This window comes from Ensifer soli (assembly GCF_041928815.1).
Lineage (GTDB): Bacteria > Pseudomonadota > Alphaproteobacteria > Rhizobiales > Rhizobiaceae > JBHFEI01.
Window position 1 is genome coordinate 90030 of record NZ_JBHFEI010000008.1, and the last position, 23631, is coordinate 113660.

17 protein-coding genes are annotated in these 23631 nt (G+C 66.6%); 1 reads left to right on the forward strand and 16 read right to left on the reverse strand.

The window, feature by feature from the left end; genetic code table 11:
- Positions 1 to 132: 132 nt before the first annotated feature.
- The 9 genes from exoR to ACEVQ6_RS13640 form a co-directional block, all read right to left on the reverse strand.
- Positions 133 to 927 carry an exopolysaccharide production regulator ExoR gene (gene exoR, locus ACEVQ6_RS13600; protein ID WP_374889534.1) on the reverse strand — a complete coding sequence of 265 codons (795 nt, stop codon included), beginning with the start codon at positions 925 to 927 and terminating at the stop codon, positions 133 to 135.
- Positions 928 to 1412: 485 nt separating this feature from the next.
- Entirely contained in the window at positions 1413 to 2669 is a 1257-nt protein-coding gene (locus ACEVQ6_RS13605; protein ID WP_374889535.1) for an OmpP1/FadL family transporter, read from the reverse strand.
- A 355-nt stretch (positions 2670 to 3024) separates the two neighbouring features.
- Positions 3025 to 5868, reverse strand: coding sequence for a valine--tRNA ligase (locus tag ACEVQ6_RS13610; RefSeq protein ID WP_374889536.1), 2844 nt, complete (start codon positions 5866 to 5868; stop codon positions 3025 to 3027).
- A gap of 223 nt (positions 5869 to 6091) precedes the next feature.
- Positions 6092 to 6877 (reverse strand): DUF2497 domain-containing protein, encoded by a 786-nt coding sequence (locus tag ACEVQ6_RS13615; protein ID WP_374889537.1) that lies wholly within the window; start codon positions 6875 to 6877, stop codon positions 6092 to 6094.
- A gap of 205 nt (positions 6878 to 7082) precedes the next feature.
- Complete coding sequence (locus ACEVQ6_RS13620; protein ID WP_374889538.1) at positions 7083 to 8429, reverse strand: TolC family outer membrane protein; 1347 nt, start codon at positions 8427 to 8429, stop codon at positions 7083 to 7085.
- 326 nt (positions 8430 to 8755) lie between these two features.
- A complete protein-coding gene (locus tag ACEVQ6_RS13625; RefSeq protein WP_374889539.1) occupies positions 8756 to 9403 on the reverse strand; it encodes a protein-L-isoaspartate O-methyltransferase family protein in 648 nt (215 codons plus the stop codon).
- Positions 9404 to 9657: 254 nt separating this feature from the next.
- On the reverse strand, positions 9658 to 10098 hold the full coding sequence (gene exbD / locus ACEVQ6_RS13630) for a TonB system transport protein ExbD (RefSeq protein ID WP_374889540.1): 441 nt from the start codon (positions 10096 to 10098) through the stop codon (positions 9658 to 9660).
- A gap of 4 nt (positions 10099 to 10102) precedes the next feature.
- Positions 10103 to 11101 (reverse strand): tonB-system energizer ExbB, encoded by a 999-nt coding sequence (gene exbB / locus ACEVQ6_RS13635; protein ID WP_374889541.1) that lies wholly within the window; start codon positions 11099 to 11101, stop codon positions 10103 to 10105.
- A gap of 112 nt (positions 11102 to 11213) precedes the next feature.
- On the reverse strand, positions 11214 to 13697 hold the full coding sequence (locus tag ACEVQ6_RS13640) for a ComEC/Rec2 family competence protein (RefSeq protein ID WP_374889542.1): 2484 nt from the start codon (positions 13695 to 13697) through the stop codon (positions 11214 to 11216).
- A gap of 306 nt (positions 13698 to 14003) precedes the next feature.
- Here ACEVQ6_RS13640 and gltA point away from each other — a divergent pair, with 306 nt between their 5' ends.
- On the forward strand, positions 14004 to 15293 hold the full coding sequence (gene gltA, locus ACEVQ6_RS13645) for a citrate synthase (protein WP_374889543.1): 1290 nt from the start codon (positions 14004 to 14006) through the stop codon (positions 15291 to 15293).
- Between the two features lie 191 nt (positions 15294 to 15484).
- Here gltA and lpxB read toward each other — a convergent pair whose 3' ends face one another.
- From lpxB to rseP, 7 genes are all read right to left on the reverse strand, one after another.
- The gene (lpxB, locus tag ACEVQ6_RS13650) at positions 15485 to 16651 is read right to left on the reverse strand and encodes a lipid-A-disaccharide synthase (protein WP_374889544.1); all 1167 of its coding nucleotides are present in this window, start codon (positions 16649 to 16651) and stop codon (positions 15485 to 15487) included.
- Positions 16648 to 17535 carry an LpxI family protein gene (locus tag ACEVQ6_RS13655; RefSeq protein WP_374889545.1) on the reverse strand — a complete coding sequence of 296 codons (888 nt, stop codon included), beginning with the start codon at positions 17533 to 17535 and terminating at the stop codon, positions 16648 to 16650. The genes lpxB and ACEVQ6_RS13655 overlap by 4 nt, the downstream gene beginning before the upstream one ends.
- Positions 17536 to 17542: 7 nt before the next feature.
- Positions 17543 to 18352, reverse strand: a complete 810-nt coding sequence (gene lpxA / locus ACEVQ6_RS13660) for an acyl-ACP--UDP-N-acetylglucosamine O-acyltransferase (protein WP_374889546.1) — start codon at positions 18350 to 18352, stop codon at positions 17543 to 17545.
- Positions 18349 to 18822 (reverse strand): 3-hydroxyacyl-ACP dehydratase FabZ, encoded by a 474-nt coding sequence (gene fabZ / locus ACEVQ6_RS13665; protein WP_374889547.1) that lies wholly within the window; start codon positions 18820 to 18822, stop codon positions 18349 to 18351. The genes lpxA and fabZ overlap by 4 nt, the downstream gene beginning before the upstream one ends.
- On the reverse strand, positions 18819 to 19877 hold the full coding sequence (gene lpxD / locus ACEVQ6_RS13670; protein ID WP_374889548.1) for a UDP-3-O-(3-hydroxymyristoyl)glucosamine N-acyltransferase: 1059 nt from the start codon (positions 19875 to 19877) through the stop codon (positions 18819 to 18821). Before lpxD ends, fabZ begins: the two co-directional genes overlap by 4 nt.
- Before the next feature lie 47 nt (positions 19878 to 19924).
- The gene (gene bamA, locus ACEVQ6_RS13675) at positions 19925 to 22252 is read right to left on the reverse strand and encodes an outer membrane protein assembly factor BamA (RefSeq protein ID WP_374889549.1); all 2328 of its coding nucleotides are present in this window, start codon (positions 22250 to 22252) and stop codon (positions 19925 to 19927) included.
- A gap of 241 nt (positions 22253 to 22493) precedes the next feature.
- On the reverse strand, positions 22494 to 23627 hold the full coding sequence (gene rseP / locus ACEVQ6_RS13680; protein WP_374889550.1) for an RIP metalloprotease RseP: 1134 nt from the start codon (positions 23625 to 23627) through the stop codon (positions 22494 to 22496).
- Positions 23628 to 23631 lie beyond the last annotated feature (4 nt).

Here is a 23631-nt window from a genome sequence, read left to right on the forward strand (position 1 = left end):
CTAAAGCGTGTCGCGATCTTTCAGATTCGCTCTTACGCTTTAGGTCTTTGTTTTTACGCGTGTCACTTCGCAAAACCGCTGCACACTTTTGCGAGACACGCTTTAAGGGTAAAGCAGGTTTCCGTGACCGCCTCAGTCGGCGTCGCTGCCGGCGTTGAGGTCACGCGACATGACGATCGCCAGACGGCGCTCGTCCTCGCTCGCGAGCGAGAAGGCCTGCTCCTGCATCGACTGCACCCAGGGCCGCTCCTTCGGCGTGCACTGGTCGAGAGCGGCCGTCATGAAGGCGAGGCCGCGCACGGTCTGCCCCTCCTCGAAAAGCACGTTGCCGAAGACGCCCATGGCCCCGGCATGGCCGTTCTTGCGGGCGCGGTTCAGCCATTTCTTCGCCTGCTGGACGTTGACGGAGCCGCCCTCGCCCGAAAGCAGCATGCGGGCAAGCTGGAACTGGGCCTCGGCGACGCCGAAGGCAGAGGCCGCCTGGAAATAGAGCTGGCGGGCCTGGCTGAGATCCATCTTCACCGGGCTGCCGGGAATGCCGCGCCGGTAATATCCCGCGAGCGAAACCAGGGCATTGGCGAAATAGCCGGTGTCCTCGGAACCGGGCTCGACACCCTGGCGGGCGATGTCGCTGTAGATCTTGAAGGCCTCGAGGTCGTTCTCGGCGACGCCGTCGCCATCCTCGTACATGTTGGCGAGCGCCCAGCGCGAGCCTGTATGCCCTTTTTCGGCCGCGTAGCGATAGGCTTCCATCGCCTCGTCCTTGCGACCCTTTTTGTAAGCGGAGAAACCGAATTTGAAGAGATCGAAGGGGCCGGATTCACGATTGACGCCGGCGTCGGGATCGAAGGCCCGGGCGGGGCCTCCCGTACAGACGCCGAGGGCAAGGCCGACCATGGCAATTTTCAGCGACCTCGATGCACGCATCCACATAACAGTCTGCTTCTTCCGTTCCTGCCGGTGCAACCCGGACCCACGCGCCCCGAGCCTTTCGGCTCCCTGACAAACGACGGGCTGCCCCCACAGCCGGACCGTCGTCACGCTATCCGCCCAATCCGGCGGCAATGGGGCTGCAAAACGGAGCTTTTCCGGCACGCGCGGACTTACGGCCGAATGGCGGCTCCGCCATCTCGTCCTTCGTCGCCTGACCGGAGATGAATCCCCTTCGAGCAGCACCCCGAGCCGCCGCCACGATGACCGCGCGGCTTTGCTGGCCCCATCGCTGCGCCCAGTTTGTGGCGGGAAGTGGACATAATCCAGAGCGCAATCGCCACGATCGGCCGTGTCTTAGGGGGTGTTGCGGAATCGTCACAAAAACACACGCGTCGATTCCGAAAAGCGCGTGATTTTACACGGCGTTAACCTTACCGAAACATTGAGCGTGGCGGCCCGCGCGCGGCCGCCCCGCCGCCTCAGAACCGGACTTTCAGCGATGTCGAGAGCGCACCGACGACGTCGGTGCCGTAGCGGTAGGAGATATCGTCGCCATAGGTGATGCCATCCTGCACCTTCGACGACGAGCTGCCGGAGGTGAGCAGACCGAGCGTACCGGCGAAGACCACCTCCAGCTTCGGCGTCGGCTTATAGGACACGCCCGAGGTGAGCGTCCAGGTGTCGGACGACGTGCCGACCCCCGTGCTCGTGCCGCGGTCCCAGGTGACGCCGACGGCGCCCGCCCACTGGTCGTTGAACCTGTGGCCGATGCCGCCGCCGATTTCCCAGCCGTCGCGGTAAAGAAGATCGAAGGAGGTTGCGACAGCCGGGCTGCCGGGAACGCAGGCCGCAAGGCCCTTGGTCGCCACGGGGCAGAAGGGCAGGCTCTGGATCACGCTCCAGTCCGTCCACTTCACCGAGCCGAAGACGAGCCAGTCGGGGGCGATGCCGGTCTGCAGCTTGAACTCGAGCGCGCTCGGGATGGTGGCTGTGCCGTAGATCGGGCTGACGACCCCGAGCGTGGGGTTGGCCGGATTGAGCGCCTTCGGGATCTGCGTCAGATCGATCTCGCCGGTCATCTCCCCGAGATCGATCTCATTGTTGTAGACGAGGCTCGCCCGGAAAGCATAGTCGGGGATCTCGTAGGCGATGCCCGCCCGCCAGCCCCAGCCGCTCCCGGAAAGGTCGATCCTGCCGACGCCGCCGCCCGGCACCGGCGCGACGAACTGCTCCTTGTAGCCGTCGATCGTCTGGTAGGAGCCGCCGCCGATCAGCTTCAGCACGCCCTGCCCCACGTCGACCCCGTAGGAGCAGGTCAGCGCATAGGCATCGCTGACGATCTTCGTCTCGATGTTGCTGTTGGCGCCGACCCAGTCGCGACCGGGATCGAGATGCGCGCCCCAGGGCTGCGAATAGTCCGCCATGCAGTCGACATCCGGACCGATCGCGGCCTTGAAGCCGATGCGCGGCGAGAAATAGGATTCCGTATCATCCGCCCGCGTCGCCCCGCCGCCGATGCCGTCGCTGCCGAGGCCATCGGAGGGATCGGTATCGACCACGTCCTTCAGGCGCCGCCGGGGCATCACCGCATCGGTCGCCGCCTCGAAGACGTAGTCCGCCGGATCGAACAGCAGATCGATGTTATAGCCGGACCGCTCCAGGCCGCCCGCCTGCGCCTCCCCGGCGATGGTCGCCATCGCGATTGCCAGTCCAAGCCCACGCTTCTTCCATGCCATTCCCTGTCCCCACCGCCAGAATGCCGCACGTCATCCTGTCAGACTATCCTTGTGCGAGGGACGCTTGGCAAACGCCGAATGCACGGCGATCCGCAGCCGAGGTCGACAGCGGGCGGGGACCACGGCGCCAAGGACCGCCATGGACGCAAAGCCGTTCTATAAAGCCCTAAGGCGGCCGGCCAGATGGGCCTCGCGCATCAGAAAAGAGGAATAAAACCGCGCGAGATCGCGAATGTGCTCTCGCGGCCACAAATCATAAGGTTTGCACGGGACCGCGCGCGGATGGTTTGCGCGCCCCCCTCTTTCACGACCGCGCACGGCGTCTCGGCCCCGACGGAGCGGGGCCCGATTCGCCTCAGGCAGCACCTTCGAGGCGTGCGAGCGCCGTTGCGAGCGAGGCCTTCTGCACATCAAGCTCGGCCAGCCTTTCGCGCTCGGCCTCGACGAGCTCCGGCTTGGCATTCGTCACGAATTTCTTGTTGGCGAGCTTGCCGAGAATGCGGGCGCGCTCGGCCTCGACCTTGGCATCCGCCTTCTGCAGCCGCTGAGTCTCTGCCGCAAGATCGATGAGCCCGCCGAGCGGCAGGCAAGCAAGCGCCTCGCCGGCGACGATCTGGGCGCTGCCGCGCGGCGCGGCATCGGCGAAATCGATCGGCTCGACGCGGGCGAGCCGGCCGATCGCCGCCACATGGCGCGAAAACCTTTCCCGCGTCAGGGCGTTGGCGCCGACCACGACGAGCGGCGCGACGGCGCCCGGCGGCACGTTCATCTCGGCGCGCGCGGAGCGGATGCCGGAGACGAGATCGATCAGCCAGTTGATCTCTTCGGCCGAGGCATCGTCCGAAAGGCCTGCCGCCGGCCACGCCGCATGGCAGAGAAGCGTGTCGCGGCGCCGGCCCTCGCCGGCGGTCTGCGCCCACAGCTCCTCGGTCATGAAGGGCATGAAGGGATGCAGCAGCCGGTAGATCTCATCGAGAACATAGGCCGCGCAGGCCTGCGACTCGCGCTTCGCCGACGCGTCGTCGCTGGCAAAGACCGGCTTCAGCAGTTCCAGATACCAGTCGCAGAAACTGTTCCAGACGAAGCGGTAGAGGCTGCCGGCCGCCTCGTTGAAGCGGTAGGATTCGATCGCCGTGGTGACGTCGGCAATGGTCCGCGACAGTTCCGTCAGGATCCAGCGGTTGAGCGTCAGCACCGCCGCCTCGGGCACGAAGCCGTCGGCGCCGCCGGCGCCGTTCATTTCGGCGAAGCGCGTGGCGTTCCAGAGCTTGGTGCCGAAATTGCGGTAGCCGGCGATACGGGCCGGATCGAGCTTCACGTCGCGGCCCTGCGCCGCCATGATGGCAAGGGTGAAGCGCAGGGAATCGGCGCCGTACTGGTCGATCAGCTCCAGCGGATCGATGACGTTGCCCTTCGACTTCGACATCTTCTGCCCGTTCTTGTCGCGCACCAGCGCATGGACATAGACGGTGTGGAAAGGCTCGACGGGGTTGCCGGAGCCGTCCTTCATGAAGTGCAGCCCCATCATCATCATCCGCGCGACCCAGAAGAAGATGATGTCGAAGCCGGTGACGAGAACGTCGGTCTGGTAGTAGCGCGCCAGTTCCGGCGTCTCGTCCGGCCAGCCGAGCGTCGAGAACGGCCAGAGCGCCGAGGAAAACCAGGTGTCGAGCACATCCTCGTCGCGCGTCAGGATCTCGCCGGGACGGAAATTCTCCAGGAGATCCTCGACATAGGCCTTCATCGGCCCTTCATGGGCGAGGTAGTGCTGGATGGCGGCGTGCAGGGCTTCTTCTTCCGTCTTTTCGACGAAGACCTGGCCGTCCGGCCCGTACCAGGCGGGAATCTGGTGGCCCCACCAGAGCTGACGCGAGATGCACCAGGGCTGGATATTTTCCATCCACTCGAAATAGGTCTTTTCCCAGTTCTTCGGGACGAAATTGGTGCGGCCCTCGCGCACCGAATCCATCGCCGGCTTCGCCAGCGTCGCGGCGTCGACATACCATTGTTCGGTCAGGCGCGGCTCGATCGGCACGCCGCCGCGGTCGCCATGGGGCACCATATGCGTGTGCGGCTCGATGCGGTCGAGATACCCGCCCTCCTCGAAGACGGTAACGACGAGCTTGCGCGCCTCGAAGCGGTCGAGCCCCTCGAACTGCTCCCAGAGGCCGCGCTGCATCTCGCTCGGCGTGAGGCCCTCGAGGAACTCCTCGTTCTCCGCAAGCGTCACCCGGCCGTCGACGGTCAGGATGTTGACGGCGCGAAGACCGGCGCGCCGGCCGACCTCGAAATCGTTGAAGTCGTGCGCCGGCGTCATCTTGACCGCGCCGGTGCCGGCCTCCGGATCCGGATACTCGTCGGCGACGATCGGGATTCGGCGGCCGACGATCGGCAGCACGACATGCTTTCCGACGAGGTCGCGGTAGCGTTCATCGGAGGGATGGACGGCGACGCCGGTATCGCCGAGCATGGTTTCGGGCCGCGTCGTCGCGACGACGAGGTAGTCCCGGACCTCCCATTCGGTCGGCCTGCCCTCCGCGTCGAAGGCGACGGGATGACGGTAGGTGACGCCCTCCTCCAGCGGATAGCGCAGGTGCCAGAGGTTGCCCTTGACCTCGACCTGCTCGACTTCGAGGTCGGAGATCGCCGTCAGCAGTTTCGGGTCCCAGTTGACCAGCCGCTTGTCCTTGTAGATCAGGCCTTCCTTGTAGAGCGAGACGAAGACCTCGATGACGGCGCGGGACAGGCCCTCGTCCATGGTGAAGCGCTCGCGCGACCAGTCGCAGGAGGCGCCGAGGCGTTTCAGCTGGTTGAAGATCAGGCCGCCCGATTCGGACTTCCACTCCCAGACCTTGTCGATGAAGGCCTCGCGACCCATCTCGCGGCGGCCGGGCAGCCTCTCCTGCGCCAGCTTGCGCTCGACGACCATCTGGGTGGCGATGCCGGCATGGTCCATGCCCGGCTGCCACAGCACGTCCTTGCCGCGCATGCGCTCGAAGCGGACCATGACGTCCTGCAGCGTGTTGTTCAGCGCGTGGCCCATGTGCAGCGAGCCGGTGACGTTCGGCGGCGGGATCACGATGGAAAAGCTGTCCGCCCCCGGCTTCGCGCCGGCGCCGGCGCGAAATGCATCCGCCTCGTCCCAGATGCGGGCGATCTTCGGTTCGGTCGTGGCGGAATCGTAGGTCTTGTCGAGCATGTCTGGCCAGGATCTCCGGATCGCACCGGGAACCGGCGGTCACCGCCCGGCGCGCTCGCATGAAAAGGGGGTGGGGGAAACCGGGCGACGCCCTTCCCGAGTGCGGCGTGTCTCCCTCCCGTCGAGGGGGCTTTGTAAACCCGGCACGACGCAAGTCAACACAAGATGCGACAAAGCCGCCGGGCGACCGGCGGCTTGCCTCAAAAACGAAGCGTTGCGCCGATCAGCGGCGCGGGCCGCGCGCCACGCGCTCGATTTCCTCGCGCACCAGCCGCTCGACCAGCGTCGGCAGATTGTCGTCGAGCCACTCCTGCAGCATCGGCCGCAGCATGTCCTCGGCGATCTCGTCGAAGGAGCGGCGCGGGCCGTGGTCGACCGCATGGGCGAGCGCATCGAAGGAACGGGCCACCTGCTGGCCGGTTTCCGCCGAAAGGATCGACGCGATCGCCTTGTCGGCCGGCTTTTCCTCCCTCGACGCCGCGGTGACCGGCGCGGGCGGCAGGTCGCGCGGTTCCGGGATCGTCTCGCGCACCGGCTCCGATGCTGCGGCCACGGGAACCGGCTCGGCGGTCACCTCCCGGTCCTGCGGCCGAACGAGACTGACGGGAGGCTCGGGCGCCACCGGCGCCGGACGCGGATCCGGGCTGCGCGCCGGCGCGTCGCGGGACGGCATGGCGGATCCATGGCGCTCGGAGGCGGCGCGGACGCGCGCGGCGACGTCGGCGAGCGACAGCGGCGCAGCACCCTGCGCCTGCGGCTCGACGGCGACCGGCCTCTGCACCGGCTCGACCGGCGGAACGGGCCGGGTTTCCGCCTCGAAATCGGCCACGAGGTCGGTGTCCTCGATCGTCAGGTGAATGTCGCCGTCGTCGTCGAAGGCACGGTCGGTGGAGGGTTCCGAAACGGGGCTGAAACCCGGAAGGCCGGGCTCGTTGCTTTCGATGATCTTCCGGATCGAGGCCAGAATTTCATCCATGGACGGTTCACGCGCGACATTGGACTGAGCCATTTTCTTCCCCGTTGCATCCGCTGACTGCTGACATGACGTTCGAGCGATGCCGATCGACCCTAGGCGAACCCGCGCGCGATGAAAACAGCGCGAATCACATGCCCGGAATCATGCACAGATTTCTCCGGCGCGTCACGCGTGCCGCGCCCATGCAAAAGGCCGGCGCGACGGCACCGGCCTCCCTCTCCGTCCCGTGGCGGTCGTCTCAGCGCCCGTCGACGGTGCGCAGGCCGAACCACTTGTCCTTGACTTCCTCGTAATGGTCTTCCGCCCGGTATTCGGCGACCTTCAGACCCTGCGACCGCACCGTCAGCTGGCCGGTGGCGGCGAGCACGGAATAGCTCGCGACGACGGCGTCGCGCTGGGCGGCGACGAGGCTCTCCTGGGCGGAGAGCACCGTCTGCTGCGCGTCGAGAACGTCGAGGGTGGTGCGCTGGCCGACCTTGCGTTCCTCGATCACGCCCGACAGCGCCATGTTGGCGGCGCTGATCTGCTGCTTGGTGGCGGAGATGACCGCGAGCGCGGCCTCGAGCTGCGCATAGGCCGAGACGACCGTCTGCTGCACCGAGGCGCGGGCCGAATCGACGAGGATGCGCTGCTGGCCGAGCCTTTCCTTCGCCTGGCGGATCTGGCCGTATTCGGCACCGCCCTGGTAGATTGGCACTTCGAGACGCGCTGTGATGCTGGCGGTCGTGTTCGGGGAACTGGACGAGGCGTTGCCGGTGTTACGCGTCACCGCGCCCTGGACGACGACACCGGGCAGCATCGCGCCTTCGGCCGACTTGACCTGGAAACCCGCGGCGTCGACGGAATATTGCGCGGCGATGATCGTCGGATTTTCCCGCATGCTGATCGCCACGGCCTGATCGAGCGAGCGCGGCAGCGACTTCGAGGCGGGCGAGGGCTGCTTCACGCCGCGCGGCGCGGCGCCGACGATCTGGACGAACACGGCCTCGGACTGCTTCAGCTGGGCGACGGAGGTGACGAGCAGCGCCTGCGCATTGGCAAGCTCTGCCTCGGCGAGGCTGACATCGGTGCGGGTGCCCTCGCCCACTTCGAGGCGCGCATTCGCGGCATTGAGCTGCTCGCGCAGGAAGGCGAGGTTCTGCTTGCGGATCGAGACGATCTGCTGGTCGCGGGCGATGTTGGCGTAGGACTGGGCGGCGGAGAGCAGGATGGTGATCTCGTTCGCCTTCAAGGTCTCGCGGCTGGAGAAGACGTTCGATTCGGCCGCCCTGACGTTGTTCAGCGTCTGGAAGCCGTCGAAGATCTGCTGGGTGATGGTGATGCCGGCGGAGCCGCTGTAGAAGTCGGCGCCTCCGGTTGCCCGTTCGAGCCGCGTCAGCGTGCCGCTTGCGCTCGCCGCCACCTGTGGCCGCATCGCCGCCTTGGCGATCGGCACGCCCTCGTCCGTCGCGCGCAGCCCGGCGCGCGCCGCGTTCAGATCCGGATTGTTCTGGTAGGCCTTGGCCATCGCGTCGAAGATCGTTTCGGCCATCGCGCCCTGCGGGGCGATCAGAAGGACCGAGGAAAGAGCTGCCATCATGGCCATGCTGCGGAATTTCGACACAATTCTCACTCCGAAAAAGGGTGACGGACGGTCGGCCCGTCCGCGTCCCGCACATCTCCCCGCCTGCCGGCCTCATGCCGGCGATCGGAGCATGCAACGCTGATTTCTGGAAACGACGACTCAGCTCCGCCCCGAACCGGCCGCAACGCTTCTTAACCCTTTTGAAACCCGGAATGCGGCGGCGGACAACTGACCTCTCGTGCTGCGGCGCAGGTTTTCAGCAAGTTTCGGCCGACACGTTGCCATTCAGCAACATTACAACTTTAACGGTAAATTGAAATAGTGAGCACCCTCAACAAGAGGGCACATCAAAAAACGAATTCACGCGCGAGACGGAAGCCCGGCAGCGGACGGACAGCGGTGTTGAAGGCGACGCGCTCGGAGACGATGCCGAGCTCCTTGAGGAAGAGCCGGGCCCGAGAGGCATTGCCCTCGCCGATCACCGCGACAAGCCGTCCGCCCTCGGCGAGCTGGGCGACCAGCGCGTCGGGCACGAACTCGACGGCGCCGTTGACGAAGATGACATCGAAGGGCGCCTTCGCCGGCACGCCTTTCTCCAGGTCGCCCTCCACGAGGTCGGCGGCATAGCCGAGGCGCGCGAGCGTCTCGCGCGCCGTCGCAACCAACGCGGCATCGCTTTCCAGCCCGACGACCGAAGCGGCGACCCGCGAGAGGATGGCCGTGGCGTAGCCGGTTGCGGCGCCGACCTCGAGAACCCGGTCGGTCGGCTTGATCTCGGCAAGCTGCAGCAGCTTGGCGAGCGGCGACGGCTCCATCAGGTAGCGTCCCGGGGCGAGCGCGATGTCGGTGTCGATATAGGCGAGCAGCGCCTTGGCGTCCGGAACGAAGGCCTCACGCGGAACCGTCAGAAAGGCGGACAGGATCGAGTGGGACGTGACGTCGGTCGGACGGATCTGGTTGTCGACCATCTTGATGCGCTGCGCTTCGAAATTCATCGTCCATACCCCTTGAAAGGCCGCGCAGCGCGCGACATCGCCAGGAAAGCTCTTAATTCCGCCCCGCAGCGGTTTCAAGCATGCGCAGGACACCGGTGGCAAAATTCGCAGAGGCCGGGATCGCACAGGGCGCGGCGGACGGGAGGCACTCGCGAGGGGAAATCCGAGAGAATTGTTTTATGTCAGATATTTGCAAGGATATCCGGAGGCGGGGAATCCGCCGCTTCACGTATCGAATCAGGTCTGACTCCCGATCAGGGCGCGACGCCCGCCGCGGGCGCCGACTCAAGGCCGACCAGCGCCAGCCTGGAATATCCCGCACGCTGGATGAGGTTCATCACCTCCATGACGTCGCCGTAATCGACCGCCCGGTCGGCACGCAGCAGGATTCTCGTCTCCCTGTTGCCCTCCGTCACCGCGTCGAGGGCGGTGGCGAAAGCCTCGCGCGCCGTCTCCTCGTTGCCGATGCCGAGCGAAAGGTCGCTCTTCAGCGTGATGAAGACCGGCTTGTCGTCGCGCGGCTGCGGGCGCGCCGCCGATTGCGGCAGATCGACCTTGATGTCGACGGTGGCAAGCGGTGCGGCCACCATGAAGATGATGAGGAGGACGAGGATGACGTCGATGAACGGCGTGACATTGATGTCGCTGATGTCGCCGTCGCCGTCGCCGTCGTCGCCGCCGAGTTTTGCCGCCATGGCGTCACACCCTCCGTGCCAGCGGCGCTTCGCCGGGGCCGTGCGTCCGGCGTCGCGCCGCACGCAGGTCGAGATCGCGGCTGACCAGGCGCTCGACGGCCGCGGTCGCGTCGGCGAGCAGAAGCCGGTAGCCGCCGATCGCGCGGTTGAGGCCGTTATAGAAGATGACGGCGGGAATCGCCGCGACGAGACCGATGGCGGTGGCGAGCAGCGCCTCGGCGATGCCCGGCGCCACCACTGCGAGATTGGTGGTCTGCGCCTGGCTGATGCCGATGAACGCATTCATGATGCCCCAGACGGTGCCGAACAGGCCGACGAAGGGGCCGATCGAGCCGATGGTGGCGAGAATGCCCGTGCCGGCGGTGATGCGCTTGCCCTCGCCGGCCTCGATGCGGGCAAGATGCGAGGCGAGACGCTCCTTGACGCCGGCCGGGGAGACGTCGTCGAGCGTCTCGGCGGATTTATCGAGTTCGTCGGTGGCCGCCGCGAGCAGCCGCGCGCCGGGCGCACCGCCGGCACGGGCACGACCGGAAATATCGGCGAGACCGCGCGCCTCGCCGAGCGCCCGCACGAAGCGGCGCAGGCTGCCCTTGGCGGCGCCGATCTCGATCGCCTTGACGACGAGCACCGCCCAGGTGACGACGGAGGCGAGCGCCAGGCCGATCATGACACCTTTGACGATGATGTCGGCCGCAAGAAACATGCCCATCGGCGACAGGTCGTGCGGCAGGTTCGGGTCGGGAGCGCCACGCGTCAGGTCCGGGACCTCCTGCGCGATGATCGTCGCGCCATCGCCCGCGGCGGGCCCGGCAGCGGCGTCGGCTGACGGCTCGGCTGCGGGACCCGGACGTGTCGCATCCGCGACGGGTGCGTTCTCAGCGGGCGCCTGCGCCACGGTCACGGACGTGCCCGGCCTCTCCTCGGCCATCGCCGGGGCGGCGGCGATGAGGCTCCATGCCAGCCCGAAGGCGGCGCAGGCCGTGAAGAGCCTCGAATATGTCATCGTGCATCCCTTTCCATCCCGCCTGGCGCCGGCTGACGCAAAGGCGCCGGCGGCGTCGGCGCTCCTTACGACAGAAGAGGCGGCAGCGGCAAGTATTTCTAGAGTATTTTTATCATGATTTTGGCTCCGGGCTTTCGCTGCGCCCATCGAGGGCTGCGTCGAAGCGGCCGGTGCGCCAGTCGTAGAGCCGGTGGCGGGACCAGGCGGCCGGCAGATCCGAAATGGCCGGGACCAGCTGCATGCGCATCGCCTGCGAGGCCGGGTCCGGGGAGGATAGGATTTCCAGCGCACCGCTTCGCCGCAGGGTCCGCCCGGTCACGATGAGGGCGGCCGAGCGGCACCGCGCCAGCCGCACCATCGCCGCCGTGACGACCAGGTCAGCAGCATCGCAGGCGGCACCGAGGAAGCGCAGGTCGGCGACCACCACCACGCGCCAGTTTTCACGGCTGAGGCCGGCGCAGGCCTGCCCGCGGATGCAGGAGAACCGCCCGGGCTTGCCCTCGTCGATGAGACGGCGCAGCGATGCGGCGATCGCCTGGCGCTGCGCCGCGTCGAGCGGCGGGGCACGGCGCTCGCCCTTCACCGTCTCGGGCAGGGCGACGGCGAGATCGGCGCGCGGCTGCGGCGGATGAACGGCGCCGAGAACGAGCGCGCGCCGCCACTGGTCGAAGACGAAAGCCGGCGGCCGGTCGCGGTTGAGCGCCGCGTCGCCCTCCGCGACGAGGGCGACGAGGCCGCCATCCTCGGAAATGACGACCGAAGGGACCGGCGGGCGGTCCAGGAACCAGATGAGGGCGCCCGCCGCGACGAGAAGGCCGCCTGTCGCGGCAAGCCAGGTCCTCAGAATGCAGGCAAGGATACCGCCCGCCGCGACGAGCAGGAAGGCCGCCGGCGGGACCCGTCCCGTAACGATTTCCCCGCCCCAGGAGGCGACGAGCCGCGCCAGGGCGAGCACGCCGTCAAGGGCACCCCCCATGACCAGAAGCGGCCATCGATCGAGACCGAAGGGCATGAGCAGCATGGCCACCAGCCCGGCCGGCATGACGACGATACCGATGAGCGGCATGGCGAGCAGATTGCCGACAAGGCCATAGGCCGGGAGCCGGTGGAAATGGGCGGCGGAATAGATCAGCGTGGAGAAGCCGCCGATCAGCGAACTGACGAGGAGGCCGAGCAGGAAGCGGCCGGCGAGGCCGGCAAGCGCGAAGACCATGGGCCGTTCGTCGTCCCGGCCCGGCCCCTCGCCGCTCCAGCGACGATAGCCGGCGACAAGGGCGACGGTCGCGGCGAAGGACATCTGAAAGCCCGGTCCGGTCACGGCCGACGGCGTGACGGCGATGATCAGCAGGCCGGCCAGCGCGACGTTGCGCAGGCTGATCGAGGGCCGGTCGACGAGGATCGCGCCGAGCATGATCACGATCATGATGTAGGAGCGGACGGCCGAGACCGCGCCCCCGGAAATGAGGATGTAGAAGGTCACCATGAGAAGCGCCCCGGCGGCGGCGATCTTCTTCACGGCAAAGCGGTGGGCAAGGCCCGGCACCAGCACCAGCAGCGTCCGTGCACCGACGAGGAAGGTGCCGGCCGCGAGCGCCATGTTGAGACCGGAAATCGCCAGCACATGGGCGAGCCCCGACTGGCGCAGCGCCTCGACCGTCTCGCGATCGATGACGCGCTCCTCGGCGGTGACGAGGGCCGCGCCGATCGCGCCGGCCTCACCGCCGATCGTCTCGCGGATCCGCCGGCCGATGTCTTCCCGGAGCGTCGCGAGCCGATCGAAACCTCTTGCCAGAACGCCGTTGCCGGCGGCGTCCGGCCCCATCCGCCGCTCGGGCGCGCCATAGAAGAAGCCGGTTGCGCCGATGCCTTTCATATAGGCGTCGAAAGCGAAATCGTTGAGCCCCGGCAGGGCCGGTCCCGACGGTGGCGACAGCCGCGCCCGGCCGCCGATGCGCTCGCCGAGCGCAAAGGGAACATGCCGGCTGCGCGCGATCAGCGTCGCGATCTCCGGCGGCCGGCCGAGCCGCGGCGACTCGGTCGCGTCAATCCTCACCCTATAGCGCCAGCGGCCCCGATCGTCGGTCTCCCGCCCCGTGACCGTGCCGGCGATGGTGGTCGTCACCGGCTGGTCGAGGAGGACGGTCTGCCGGCGTGCGGTCTCGATCGCGGCCGCCAGCATGCCCGAGAGGACCAGAGCGAGCAGCGCGAAGGGCAAGCCGACGCGAAGGGAAACCCTGCGCGCCAGCCACAGACCCATGCAACAGGCGCAGAGGAGCCCTGCCGTTACCGCATATCCCGGCCTTTCCGGCAGGTGGAACCAGACAAGCGCGCCGGCTGCGACGATGACGGGAACAAGAAGAAAGGGCGTGCCGAAAGCGGCCTCGACGTCGAGCGCCCGACGGAGAGCCTCTGCCGCCGAGCCGCCTGCCTCGCGACGGCGGGCGAGCGCCTGCCGCAGAGCGATACGAGATCGCGGCGCAGGAGGGAAAGGGGCGAGCGACGGAGGCGGCGGCCGGCCGGCCGCGACAGGCGACCGGCGAACTCCGCCGTCCGCGCCGTCCTCTTCCGCACTGCGCGCCTGTCCGGTCCCGTCCACGCTGTCGCCTGCTCCCGCCCGGAGGCAATTCTGCAACCGAAAGAGAAAAATTGCAACTCCAGGCTTTCTTGCACAAAATTCAGGCAAACCAGCGAAGCGCTGGATTCAAGGCCGCCGATACGGGCCCCAGAGCGCATGGACATCTCGCCGGAACCTGCAATTATGGCCGTGCAAATCCCCGATTTTGCGGCGCACAATTTACCTTTGGTCGCGCTTGGCAGAGGGGGGAAATTCCTATAGCAAATTGGCAACCTTGCTCTTTCTGGCACATTTCTGTGCGAATTTGCGCAAAACGGAGGACTACCCATGACTGGAACAAACGCGGTCGTCACGCTTGGCGAAAAAGCGGTGGAGTTGCCCGTACGGTCGGGGTCGATCGGGCCGGATGTCGTCGATATCGGCTCGCTCTACAAGCAGACCGGCGCGTTCACCTATGATCCGGGCTTTACCTCGACGGCCTCCTGCGAAAGCAAGATCACCTATATCGACGGTGATGAGGGCATCCTCCTGCACCGCGGCTATCCGATCGAGCAGCTCGCCGACCATGGCGATTTCCTGGAAGTCTGCTACCTGCTGCTCTACGGCGACCTGCCGACCAAGGCGCAGAAGGCGGACTTCGACTATCGCGTCACGCACCACACCATGGTGCACGAGCAGATGAGCCGCTTCTTCACCGGCTTCCGCCGCGACGCCCATCCGATGGCGGTCATGTGCGGCACGGTCGGCGCGCTCTCGGCCTTCTACCACGACTCGACCGACATCACCGATCCGCACCAGCGCATGGTCGCCTCGCTGCGCATGATCGCCAAGATGCCGACAATCGCGGCGATGGCCTACAAGTATCATATCGGCCAGCCCTTCGTGTATCCGAAGAACGACCTCGACTACGCCTCGAACTTCCTGCGCATGTGCTTCGCCGTGCCGTGCGAGGACTATGTCGTCAATCCGGTGCTCGCCCGCGCCATGGACCGCATCTTCATCCTCCATGCCGATCACGAGCAGAACGCCTCGACCTCGACCGTGCGCCTCGCCGGCTCGTCGGGCGCCAATCCGTTCGCCTGTATCGCCGCCGGCATTGCCTGCCTGTGGGGGCCGGCCCATGGCGGCGCCAACGAGGCGGCCCTCAACATGCTGTCCGAGATCGGCACGGTCGACCGCATTCCGGAATATGTCGCCAAGGCCAAGGACAAGAACGATCCGTTCCGCCTGATGGGCTTTGGCCATCGCGTCTACAAGAACTACGACCCGCGCGCCAAGATCATGCAGAAGACGACGCATGAGGTGCTGGCGGAACTCGGCCACAAGGACGATCCGCTCCTGGAAGTGGCGATGGAGCTGGAGCGCATCGCGCTGACCGACAGCTACTTCATCGAGAAGAAGCTCTATCCGAACATCGACTTCTATTCCGGCATCACGCTGAAGGCGCTGGGCTTCCCCACGACGATGTTCACGGTGCTCTTCGCGCTCGCTCGCACGGTCGGCTGGATCGCCCAGTGGAACGAGATGATCGAGGATCCCGAACAGCGCATCGGCCGTCCGCGCCAGCTCTATGTCGGCGAGCCCGCGCGCGACTACGTGCCGATCTCCAAGCGCTAAGCTCCCGAAGCGTTACGTCACCCGTCGCGATGCGGCGGGTGATTTTTTGTGTCCCGGACAAGGTGGCGGGAAAAATCGCGTGAACGTCGCTTAAGCATGTCCTGCGAACACGGGTTCACCGGACATGCTCTCTCTCCTTTTTCGCGCATTGTCCCGACGTCAGATCCGCTCCCAATCTGACCGGACATGGGCTAGCGGCGGTCGACCAGCGACAGGACGACGCCGGCTGCCCGGTCGCCCGGGGCGACGTTCGTCGCCATCGCCTGCTCGACCGCATCGAAGCCGGAGAGCATCGCCGCGCGCTCCGGCGTGTCGCCGGTCAGCCGCTCCACCCAGCGCGACAGGCTGCCGGGACGGATCTGCTCGTTGAGATATTCCGGGATCACGGGATAATCGGCGATCAGGCTCGGAAGCGCGCCGGTCCAGGTCTTGATGCGGCTGTGCATCAGCCGGACCAGCCAGTCGACCTTGTAGGTCGAGACCGTCGGAATGCGGCAGAGTGCCAGTTCGAGGATCACCGTGCCGGAGGCGGCGATCGCCGCATCGGCGCTGGCGAAGGCCTGCCACTTTCCCGCGGCGCCGACGGCAATCTCCGGCTGTTCCGGCCAGCCGGCGACGATGCCGCGGATGCGCCGCTCCTGGCGCGGCACGGCGGGCAGGACGAAGCGCATGCCGGAATGGCGCGCGCGCAGTTCGCGCATCGTCTCGCCGAAGACCGGCAGCAGTTTCTCGACCTCGCTGCCGCGAGAGCCCGGCACGAGGAGGCATGTGGCGGCATCGGCCCCGGTCGCCAGGCGCTTCTCGCGCTGCCGCTCGCGGATCGCGACGACATCGCGATCGACGACGAGGCGGTGGCCGACATAGGTGGTCGGCGGGCCGCCGAGCCGCTGCATCACGGCCGGCTCGAAGGGAAGCACGGCGAGCACATGGTCGACATAGGCGCGCATGCGCGGCGCCCGCTCTTCCTTCCAGGCCCAGACGCTCGGGCAGACATAGTTGACGACCGGAAGGCCGGGCAGCGCGCGGCGCACCCGGCGCGCGACCCTGTGGGTGAAATCGGGGCTATCGATGATCAGGAGCAGGTCCGGCCGGGCGGCGATGATCGCGTCGGCCGTCTGGCCAATGCGCCGCACGAGCAGCGGCAGTTTCTTCAGAACCTGCGTCAGCCCCATGATCGACAGTTCAGAATAGTCGAAGAGCGACACCAGGCCCTCCGCCTGCAGGCCCTCGCCGCCGACGCCGACAAGGTCGACCGGCCGGTCCGTCATCCTCTTCAGCGAGGCGACCAGATCGGCGCCGAGCAGGTCGCCGGACACCTCGCCGGCGACGACGGCGAGCCGGATCGGCGCGCCGCTCATGGTCGCGACCCGAGCATGTGCCGTTCGGCGCCGAGAATGAAGACGCCGGCAGCATCGGCCTCCGCCGCCATCCGTGCCCTCTCCAGCACCAGCGCCCTGCCCGCCTCGATCACGATGCCGGCAAGGCCGGCCGCCTTCGCGCCGGCGACCGTCGAGGGGCCGACGGAGGGCAGATCGGCGCGCAGATCCTGCTGCGGCTTGCAGAGCTTGACGAGGACGCCCTTGCGCCGTTGCGAAATACGGCCGGAGGCGCGAAGCTCCGCCACCCGGCCGAGCATGGCGTCTGTCCCCTCCGGCCCCTCCAGGGCGACCACCCGGCCACCGACCGCCACCGCGCCCTGCCCGACATCGAGCGCGCCGAGCGCATCGGCGGCGGCCGCTGCCGCCGCGATGTCGCGCCGCGCCTCCTCGCCAGGCTCCATCTGGCCGAGCGGCCCGACCTCCGCGAGAAGATCCGGCACGATCTCCTGCACGCCGACGACGCGCGCGCCGCTCGCCTCGATGAGGTCGATCGCCATCTTGAGCACGGCATCGTCGCCGCCGGAGATCAGCGTCTTCAACACCGCCGGCACGCGCGCCAGCGTCTTCAGCGTCGGGCGGATGTCGCGCCAGTCCGGCCGGCGCCGGACGCCGCCGGACAGCACCACGCGGTCAATGCCCTCGCGGCGGAACAGCCCGCTGATGCCGGAAAAATCGCCGATGCCCATGACGCGCATGTCGTAGCCGGCCCAATCGGCGCCGGCCTCGCCGGTCAGCGCGATGATGAAGGGATCTTCTCCCTGCAGGCGCGCCGCGTCCGCGACATGATGGGGCAGCATGCCGCCGCCCGCGATGATGCAGAGCCGCCCCGTCGCCCGTTCGGGGAGAGACGGCGGCGCGGGCATGACGGCCTCAGGCCTTGCCACGATGCGGCGAGGACAGCGACCGGTCGCTGTCGGCGGCGATGAAGTCGAGGATCTCGATCACCGGCGCGCATGCGGCATAGGCCTCGCGGATCGCCGCCGCATTGGCGCGCACCGTGCCCTCGCCCTCGAAGATTTGCCTGTAGGCGCGGCGCACCTCGTGGATGACCGGCCGCTCGATGCCGGCACGCGTCATGCCGACGACGTTGAGGCCGCTCAGCACGCCGGGATTGCCGTTCAGCATGCCGTACGGAATGACATCGTAGCTGACCGCCGACAGGCCGCCGATGAAGGCCTGGCGACCGATGCGGGTGAACTGGTGCACGGCCGAGCCCCCGCCGAGGATCGCCCGGTCGCCGATCGTGACATGGCCGGCGAGCATGACATTGTTGGAGAGGATGACATTGCTGCCGATGCGGCAGTCATGGGCGACGTGGGAGCAGGCGAGGAAGAGATTGTTGTCGCCGATCACCGTCGCGCCGCCATGCTCGACGGTGCCGGTGTTCATCGTCACGCCCTCGCGGATCGTGCAATTGTCACCGATGACGAGCGTCGTGTCGACGGCGCTGTGATGCACGCTCTGCGAATCCCCGCCGATCACCGCGGTCGGCCAGATCTTCGCCCCGCGGCCGATCGTCGTCCGGCCGAGAAGCACGACATGGCTGATCAGCTCGCAACCGTCGCCAAGCGTCACCTTCGGCCCGACATGGCAGAACGGGCCGATCCGGACGTTGTCGCCGATCACCGCCCCGTCCTCGACGACGGAAAGCGGATGGATGGTGGCGCTCGCGGCAATCATCTTCCGACGTCTTCCCTATTGACGATCATCGCGCCGATATCAGCTTCGGCGACGAGTTGCCCGTCAACTTTTGCGTCACAATGAAATTTCCAGATATTGCCGCGCTGCTTCAGCTTCTGCACATGATATTCGATGCGGTCGCCGGGCACGACCGGCTTGCGGAAGCGGGCATTGTCGATCGTCATGAAGTAGACGAGATTGGTACCATCGCCGGTCTTGCGGGCGCAGATCGCGCCCGCCGTCTGCGCCATGCCCTCGATAATGAGCACGCCGGGCATGATCGGCTTCTCGGGGAAATGCCCGGTGAAATGCGGCTCGTTGGCGGTCACGTTCTTGATGCCGATCGCCGACGTGTCGCCGTCGATCTCGACGATGCGATCGACGAGCAGGAACGGGTAGCGATGCGGCAGAAGCTTCATGATCTCCAGGATGTCCGCCGCGCCCAGGGCAGCCTTGCTGTCGTCACTCATGGGGTGCCTCCCGTCTTCTTTTTTCTCGTGTTCGAGCGTGCGATGGTCTCGGCCATGTCGCGCAGGAAATCCTTCATCGGGCGGGCCGGAATGCCGCCATAGCGCTCGCCGGGCGGCACGTCCGAGGCGACACCGCTCATCGCGGCGATCTGGGCGCCGTCGCCGATGGTGATGTGCCCGTTGACCGCCGCCGCGCCGCCGATCATCACACCGTCGCCGATGCGCGTCGATCCGGCGATACCGACATTGGCGACGATGCCGCAATGGCGGCCGATGCGAACGTTGTGGCCGATCTGCACGAGGTTGTCGATCTTCGTGCCCTCGCCGATGACCGTGTCGTCCATCGTGCCGCGGTCGATCGTCGTATTGGCGCCGATCTCGACGTGATCCTGCAGGATGACCCGGCCGATTTGGACGATCTTGATCATGCCGCCGCGCGGGCCCGGCGCATAGCCGAAGCCGTCCTGGCCGATGCGGGCGCCCGGATGGACGATGACGTGATTGCCGAGATAGGCGCAGAGAATGCTCGCGCCGGGCGCGATCGTGCAGTGGCGGCCAATGCGCACGCCCGGCCCGATCACCGCGCCGGCGCCGATACGCGTGCCTTCTCCGACCTCGGCCTGCGCGCCGATCACCGCCATGGGTTCGATATCGACGCCGGCCTCGATCCTTGCCGTCGGGTCGATCGCGGCGGCGGGATAGCTGCCGGGACCCAGAAGCGGCTGCGGCCGCATCGCCGCCGGATGCAGGATCTCGCCCGCGAGCGCGAAGGCCGTGTGCGGATACCGCGCCTTGAGCACGGCGATGTGGGAGGGGATGAGAGCCGCGATCTCGGCATCGCAGATGATCGCCGTCGCCTGCGACGTTTCGAGTTCGGCGGCATTCCTGCGCGACAGGATGTAGGCGATATCGCCCTCGCCGGCCCTGTAGACGGGCGACACGGACCGCGCGATCCGCCCTTCGAAGGCAAGGTCCGTCAGCTCGCAGCCGATACGGGCTGCGAGCTCACCCAGCGAAACTCCGCCATGCGGAGGAAAAAACCGGTCTTCCACCATGAAGGCGCTCCAGAACAGATGGGACAGACAGTTCTGGACTGCCGGCGTCAGAAGGTCGAGGAGATGCCGAACTTGAAGTTCTGCACGTTGTCGAAGTCTTCCTTCGCGATCGGCACGGCATAGTCGACACGCAGCGGACCGAAGGGCGAGGCCCAGATCAGGCCGACACCGACGGAGGCGCGCAACGAGGAATCCAGACCTTCGGCCTTTTCGCCAAAGAGGTTCACCGTGTTGCCGTAGAGCGTCCCGGCATCGGCGAAGACCGCGCCGCGAAGACCCGTGTCGCGCGGCAGGCCCGGAAGCGGGAACGTCGCCTCCGCAGACGCGGTGAAGTAGGTCTGGCCGCCCAGCGCATCGCCATTGGCCATGCGCGGACCGATGCCGTTGCGCTCGAAACCGCGGATGTCGTTGCTGCCGAGCTGGAACTGGTCGAAGACCTCCATCTGGCCCGTCGTCTTGACAACGTGACCGGCGCTGCCGCCGATCGAGCCGATCAGGTCGGCTTCGTCGTTCAACGTATAGTAGAACTTCGCCTTGCCGCTGATCTTGTAGAAATCCGAGGTGCCGCCGAGACCGGCGAACTCGTTGGTGACGGAGGCGAGGATGCCTTCATGCGGCAGGGTCGCGTCGTCGAGCGAGTTGTAGGTCAGCGTGTTGGAGATCGACGAGCGCGTCCAGGGGCTGTCGCGGACGACGCGGCGATACGGCGCCGAAAGCTCGGCAAGGTCACCGCTGTAGTCGAGCTGCGTGAAGTTGTAACGGAACGTCGTCGACAGGTTCTCGGTGATCGGCGCGGCGACGCGCAGGCTGAAGCCCTGATCCTCGTAGCGGTAGTTGTCGTCGTCGAAATCCGTCTCGTTCTTGAACAGATCGAAGCCGGCCGCCAGACGATAACCGAGGAAATAGGGCTCGGTGAACGAGATGTTGTAGGTCCGGCTGTCGGTGCCGCGACCCGCGGCGACGCGGATATACTGGCCGCGGCCGAGGAAGTTCTTTTCCTCCACCGAAGCCTCAAGCAGCAGGCCGCCGCCGCTGCCGGCCGCATAGCCCGCGCCGATGCCGAACGCGCCGGTCGACTGGTCCTGCACGTCGACCACGACCACGACGCGGTCCGCCGCCGTCCCCTGGGCCGTCGTGATGTTGACGGCGGAGAAATAGCCGAGCGCCTCGAGGCGCCGCTTGGCGCGCGCAATCATTTCCTGGTTGAAGGCATCGCCTTCGCTGACGTCGAACTCGCGGCGGATGACGTAGTCGCGCGTGCGGGTGTTGCCGCGGATCTCGATGCGCTCGACATAGGCACGCTCGCCCTGATCGACGAGATAATCGACGGCGATCGTGCGGCTGCCGAAGTCGCGGTTGCCGCGCGGCGTGACGCGGGCGAAGGGATAGCCCTGCGATGCGACGCGACGCGAAATCTCGCTGATCGTCTGCTGGACGTCCTTCGCCTTGTAGATATTGCCCTCGCGGCTGGCGACGAGCCCCTTCAGGTCGTCGGAGCTGACGCCCTCGACGGTCGATTCCACCGTGACGGGGCCGAAATCATAACGATCGCCCTCCTCGACGGTGATGGTGATCGTATATTCGTTGGTGGACGGATCGAGCGTCGCGTCGGAGGATACAACTCGGAAATCCGCGTAGCCGCGATTGTAGTAGAACTGGCGCAGCAGCTCCTCGTCGGCCCGAAGCTTGTCCGGATTGTAGACGTCCTTGCGGGTGATGAAGGAGAAGAGGCCGGATTCCTTGGTGGCGATCACCGACTGGAGCCGGCCGTCGCTGTAGGCGCTGTTGCCGACGAAATCGATCTGCGCGATCTTCGTGCGCTCGCCCTCGTTGATGACGAAGGCGAGGTTGACGCGGCCTTCGGCGACCGGGGCCGTCTGCGTCGTCACCGTGATGTCGCTGCGGCCGATCGCGGCATAGGCGGCCTTGATCGCCTGGATGTCGCTCTCGATCGTCGTTTCGCTGTAGGGGCCGAGCGGCTGCGTGCGGACGGCCGCCTGCAGCTTGTCGTCCTTGATCTTGCGGTTGCCGTTGAAGACGACCTGATTGACGAGCTGGTTCTCGCTGACGCGGACGACGAGCGTCCCGCCGGATACGGTAATGTTGACGTCGGAGAAATAGCCGGTTGAGAACAGCCGCTTCACGGATGCGTCGATGTCGGTATTGCTGAACGCCTTGCCCGGCACGATCGTGATGTTGGCGCGCACGGTTTCCGGACTGACGCGGGTTGCACCACGAACCTCGATGTTACGGACAACCGCCGCTTCGGCAATCGACGTTCCCGCGATGGTCGCGACACCGGCACCGGTAACGACAAGCCCGGTCGACAGCGCAAACGCCGACACCGCGTTCAAAAACCTCGAACCAGCTTTCATGTTCACTTCTTACCTTTTTCCAATGTCCCGCAGCGCACTCGAAACCGACTCCGGTCACTGTTTGCCGTTTTAACCGCTTTTCCCATACAAGCAAGGGAGGGGGTTAATTTCTGTTTACTTCAATTGGAACCGTGTCCTTATGGACACTACGGGCTTGCGTTATGCTGAACAAATCCTTTCGAACCAAGGGCTTGATTCCCGCATCCCCGTCAAGTCGCCCATAGCGGCGAAGCGACGTCCCTCAGCCTGCCAGCATGCTGATGTCGTTCCAGGTGGCAAAGACCATCAGCATCAGGACCATGGCGAAACCGATGCGGAATGCAATGTCCTGCGTGCGCGGACCCACCGGTTTTCCACGGATCGCCTCGACCGCGTAGAAGACGAGATGGCCACCGTCGAGAACGGGCACCGGCATCAGGTTGAGGAGCCCGATCGAGACCGAGAGGACGGCGGCGAGCTGGAGGACGGCGGCGACACCGAGCGTCGCCATCTGGCCCGAGGCCTGCGCCACCCGGATCGGGCCGCCGAGCTGGTCGGCCTTCATGTGGCCGGTGACGAGGTTCCACAGATAGTTGAACGTGCCCGTGACGATGTGCCAGCTCTGCAGCGCGCCCTGCCCGACCGCCTCGACGGGGCCGTATTCGATGACGCGGAAGTTGCCGGCCTCCTGATTCGTGACGATGCCGATGAGGCCGACTTCCATCTTGTTGCCGAACTCGTCGGTGAGCTCGGTGCGCTCCGGCACCATGGTCAGGTCGAGGAATTCGCCGCCACGCTCGATGCCGATGGTGATCGGCTGCTCCGGACGGACGCTGACATAGCGGCGCACGTCGTCGAAGGTCGTCACCGTCGTTCCGTCGATCGAGACGAGCCGGTCGCCGGGCAGCACCCCGGCCTTCGCGGCCGCGCTTCCGGGCTTCAGCTCCGCGACCACCGGATCGGCGACCTGCCGGCCGTAGATCGAGAAGATCACCGCGAAGATCGCGATCGCCAGTAGGAAATTGGCGATCGGACCGGCGGCGACGGTCACCGCGCGCTTCCAGAGGGTGGCGCCGAGGAAGGTGCGGTCTCGGTCGCCGGGCGCAAGCCGCGCCAGCGCTTCATAATCCGGCCGGCTTGCCGCGTCCTCGTCGCCGTAGAACTTGACATAGCCGCCGAGCGGAATGGCGCTGATCTTCCACCGCGTGCCGTGGCGGTCGTTGAAGCCGAGAAGCTCCGGGCCGAAGCCGATCGAAAAGGCGGTGATGCGGATGCCCGACCAGCGGCCGGCAAGATAATGGCCCATTTCGTGGACGAACACGATCAGCGTCAGCACGAGCAGGAAGGGGATGATGTAGCCAGTGATGAACTGGAACAGATCCGTGATATAGGCCATCGTC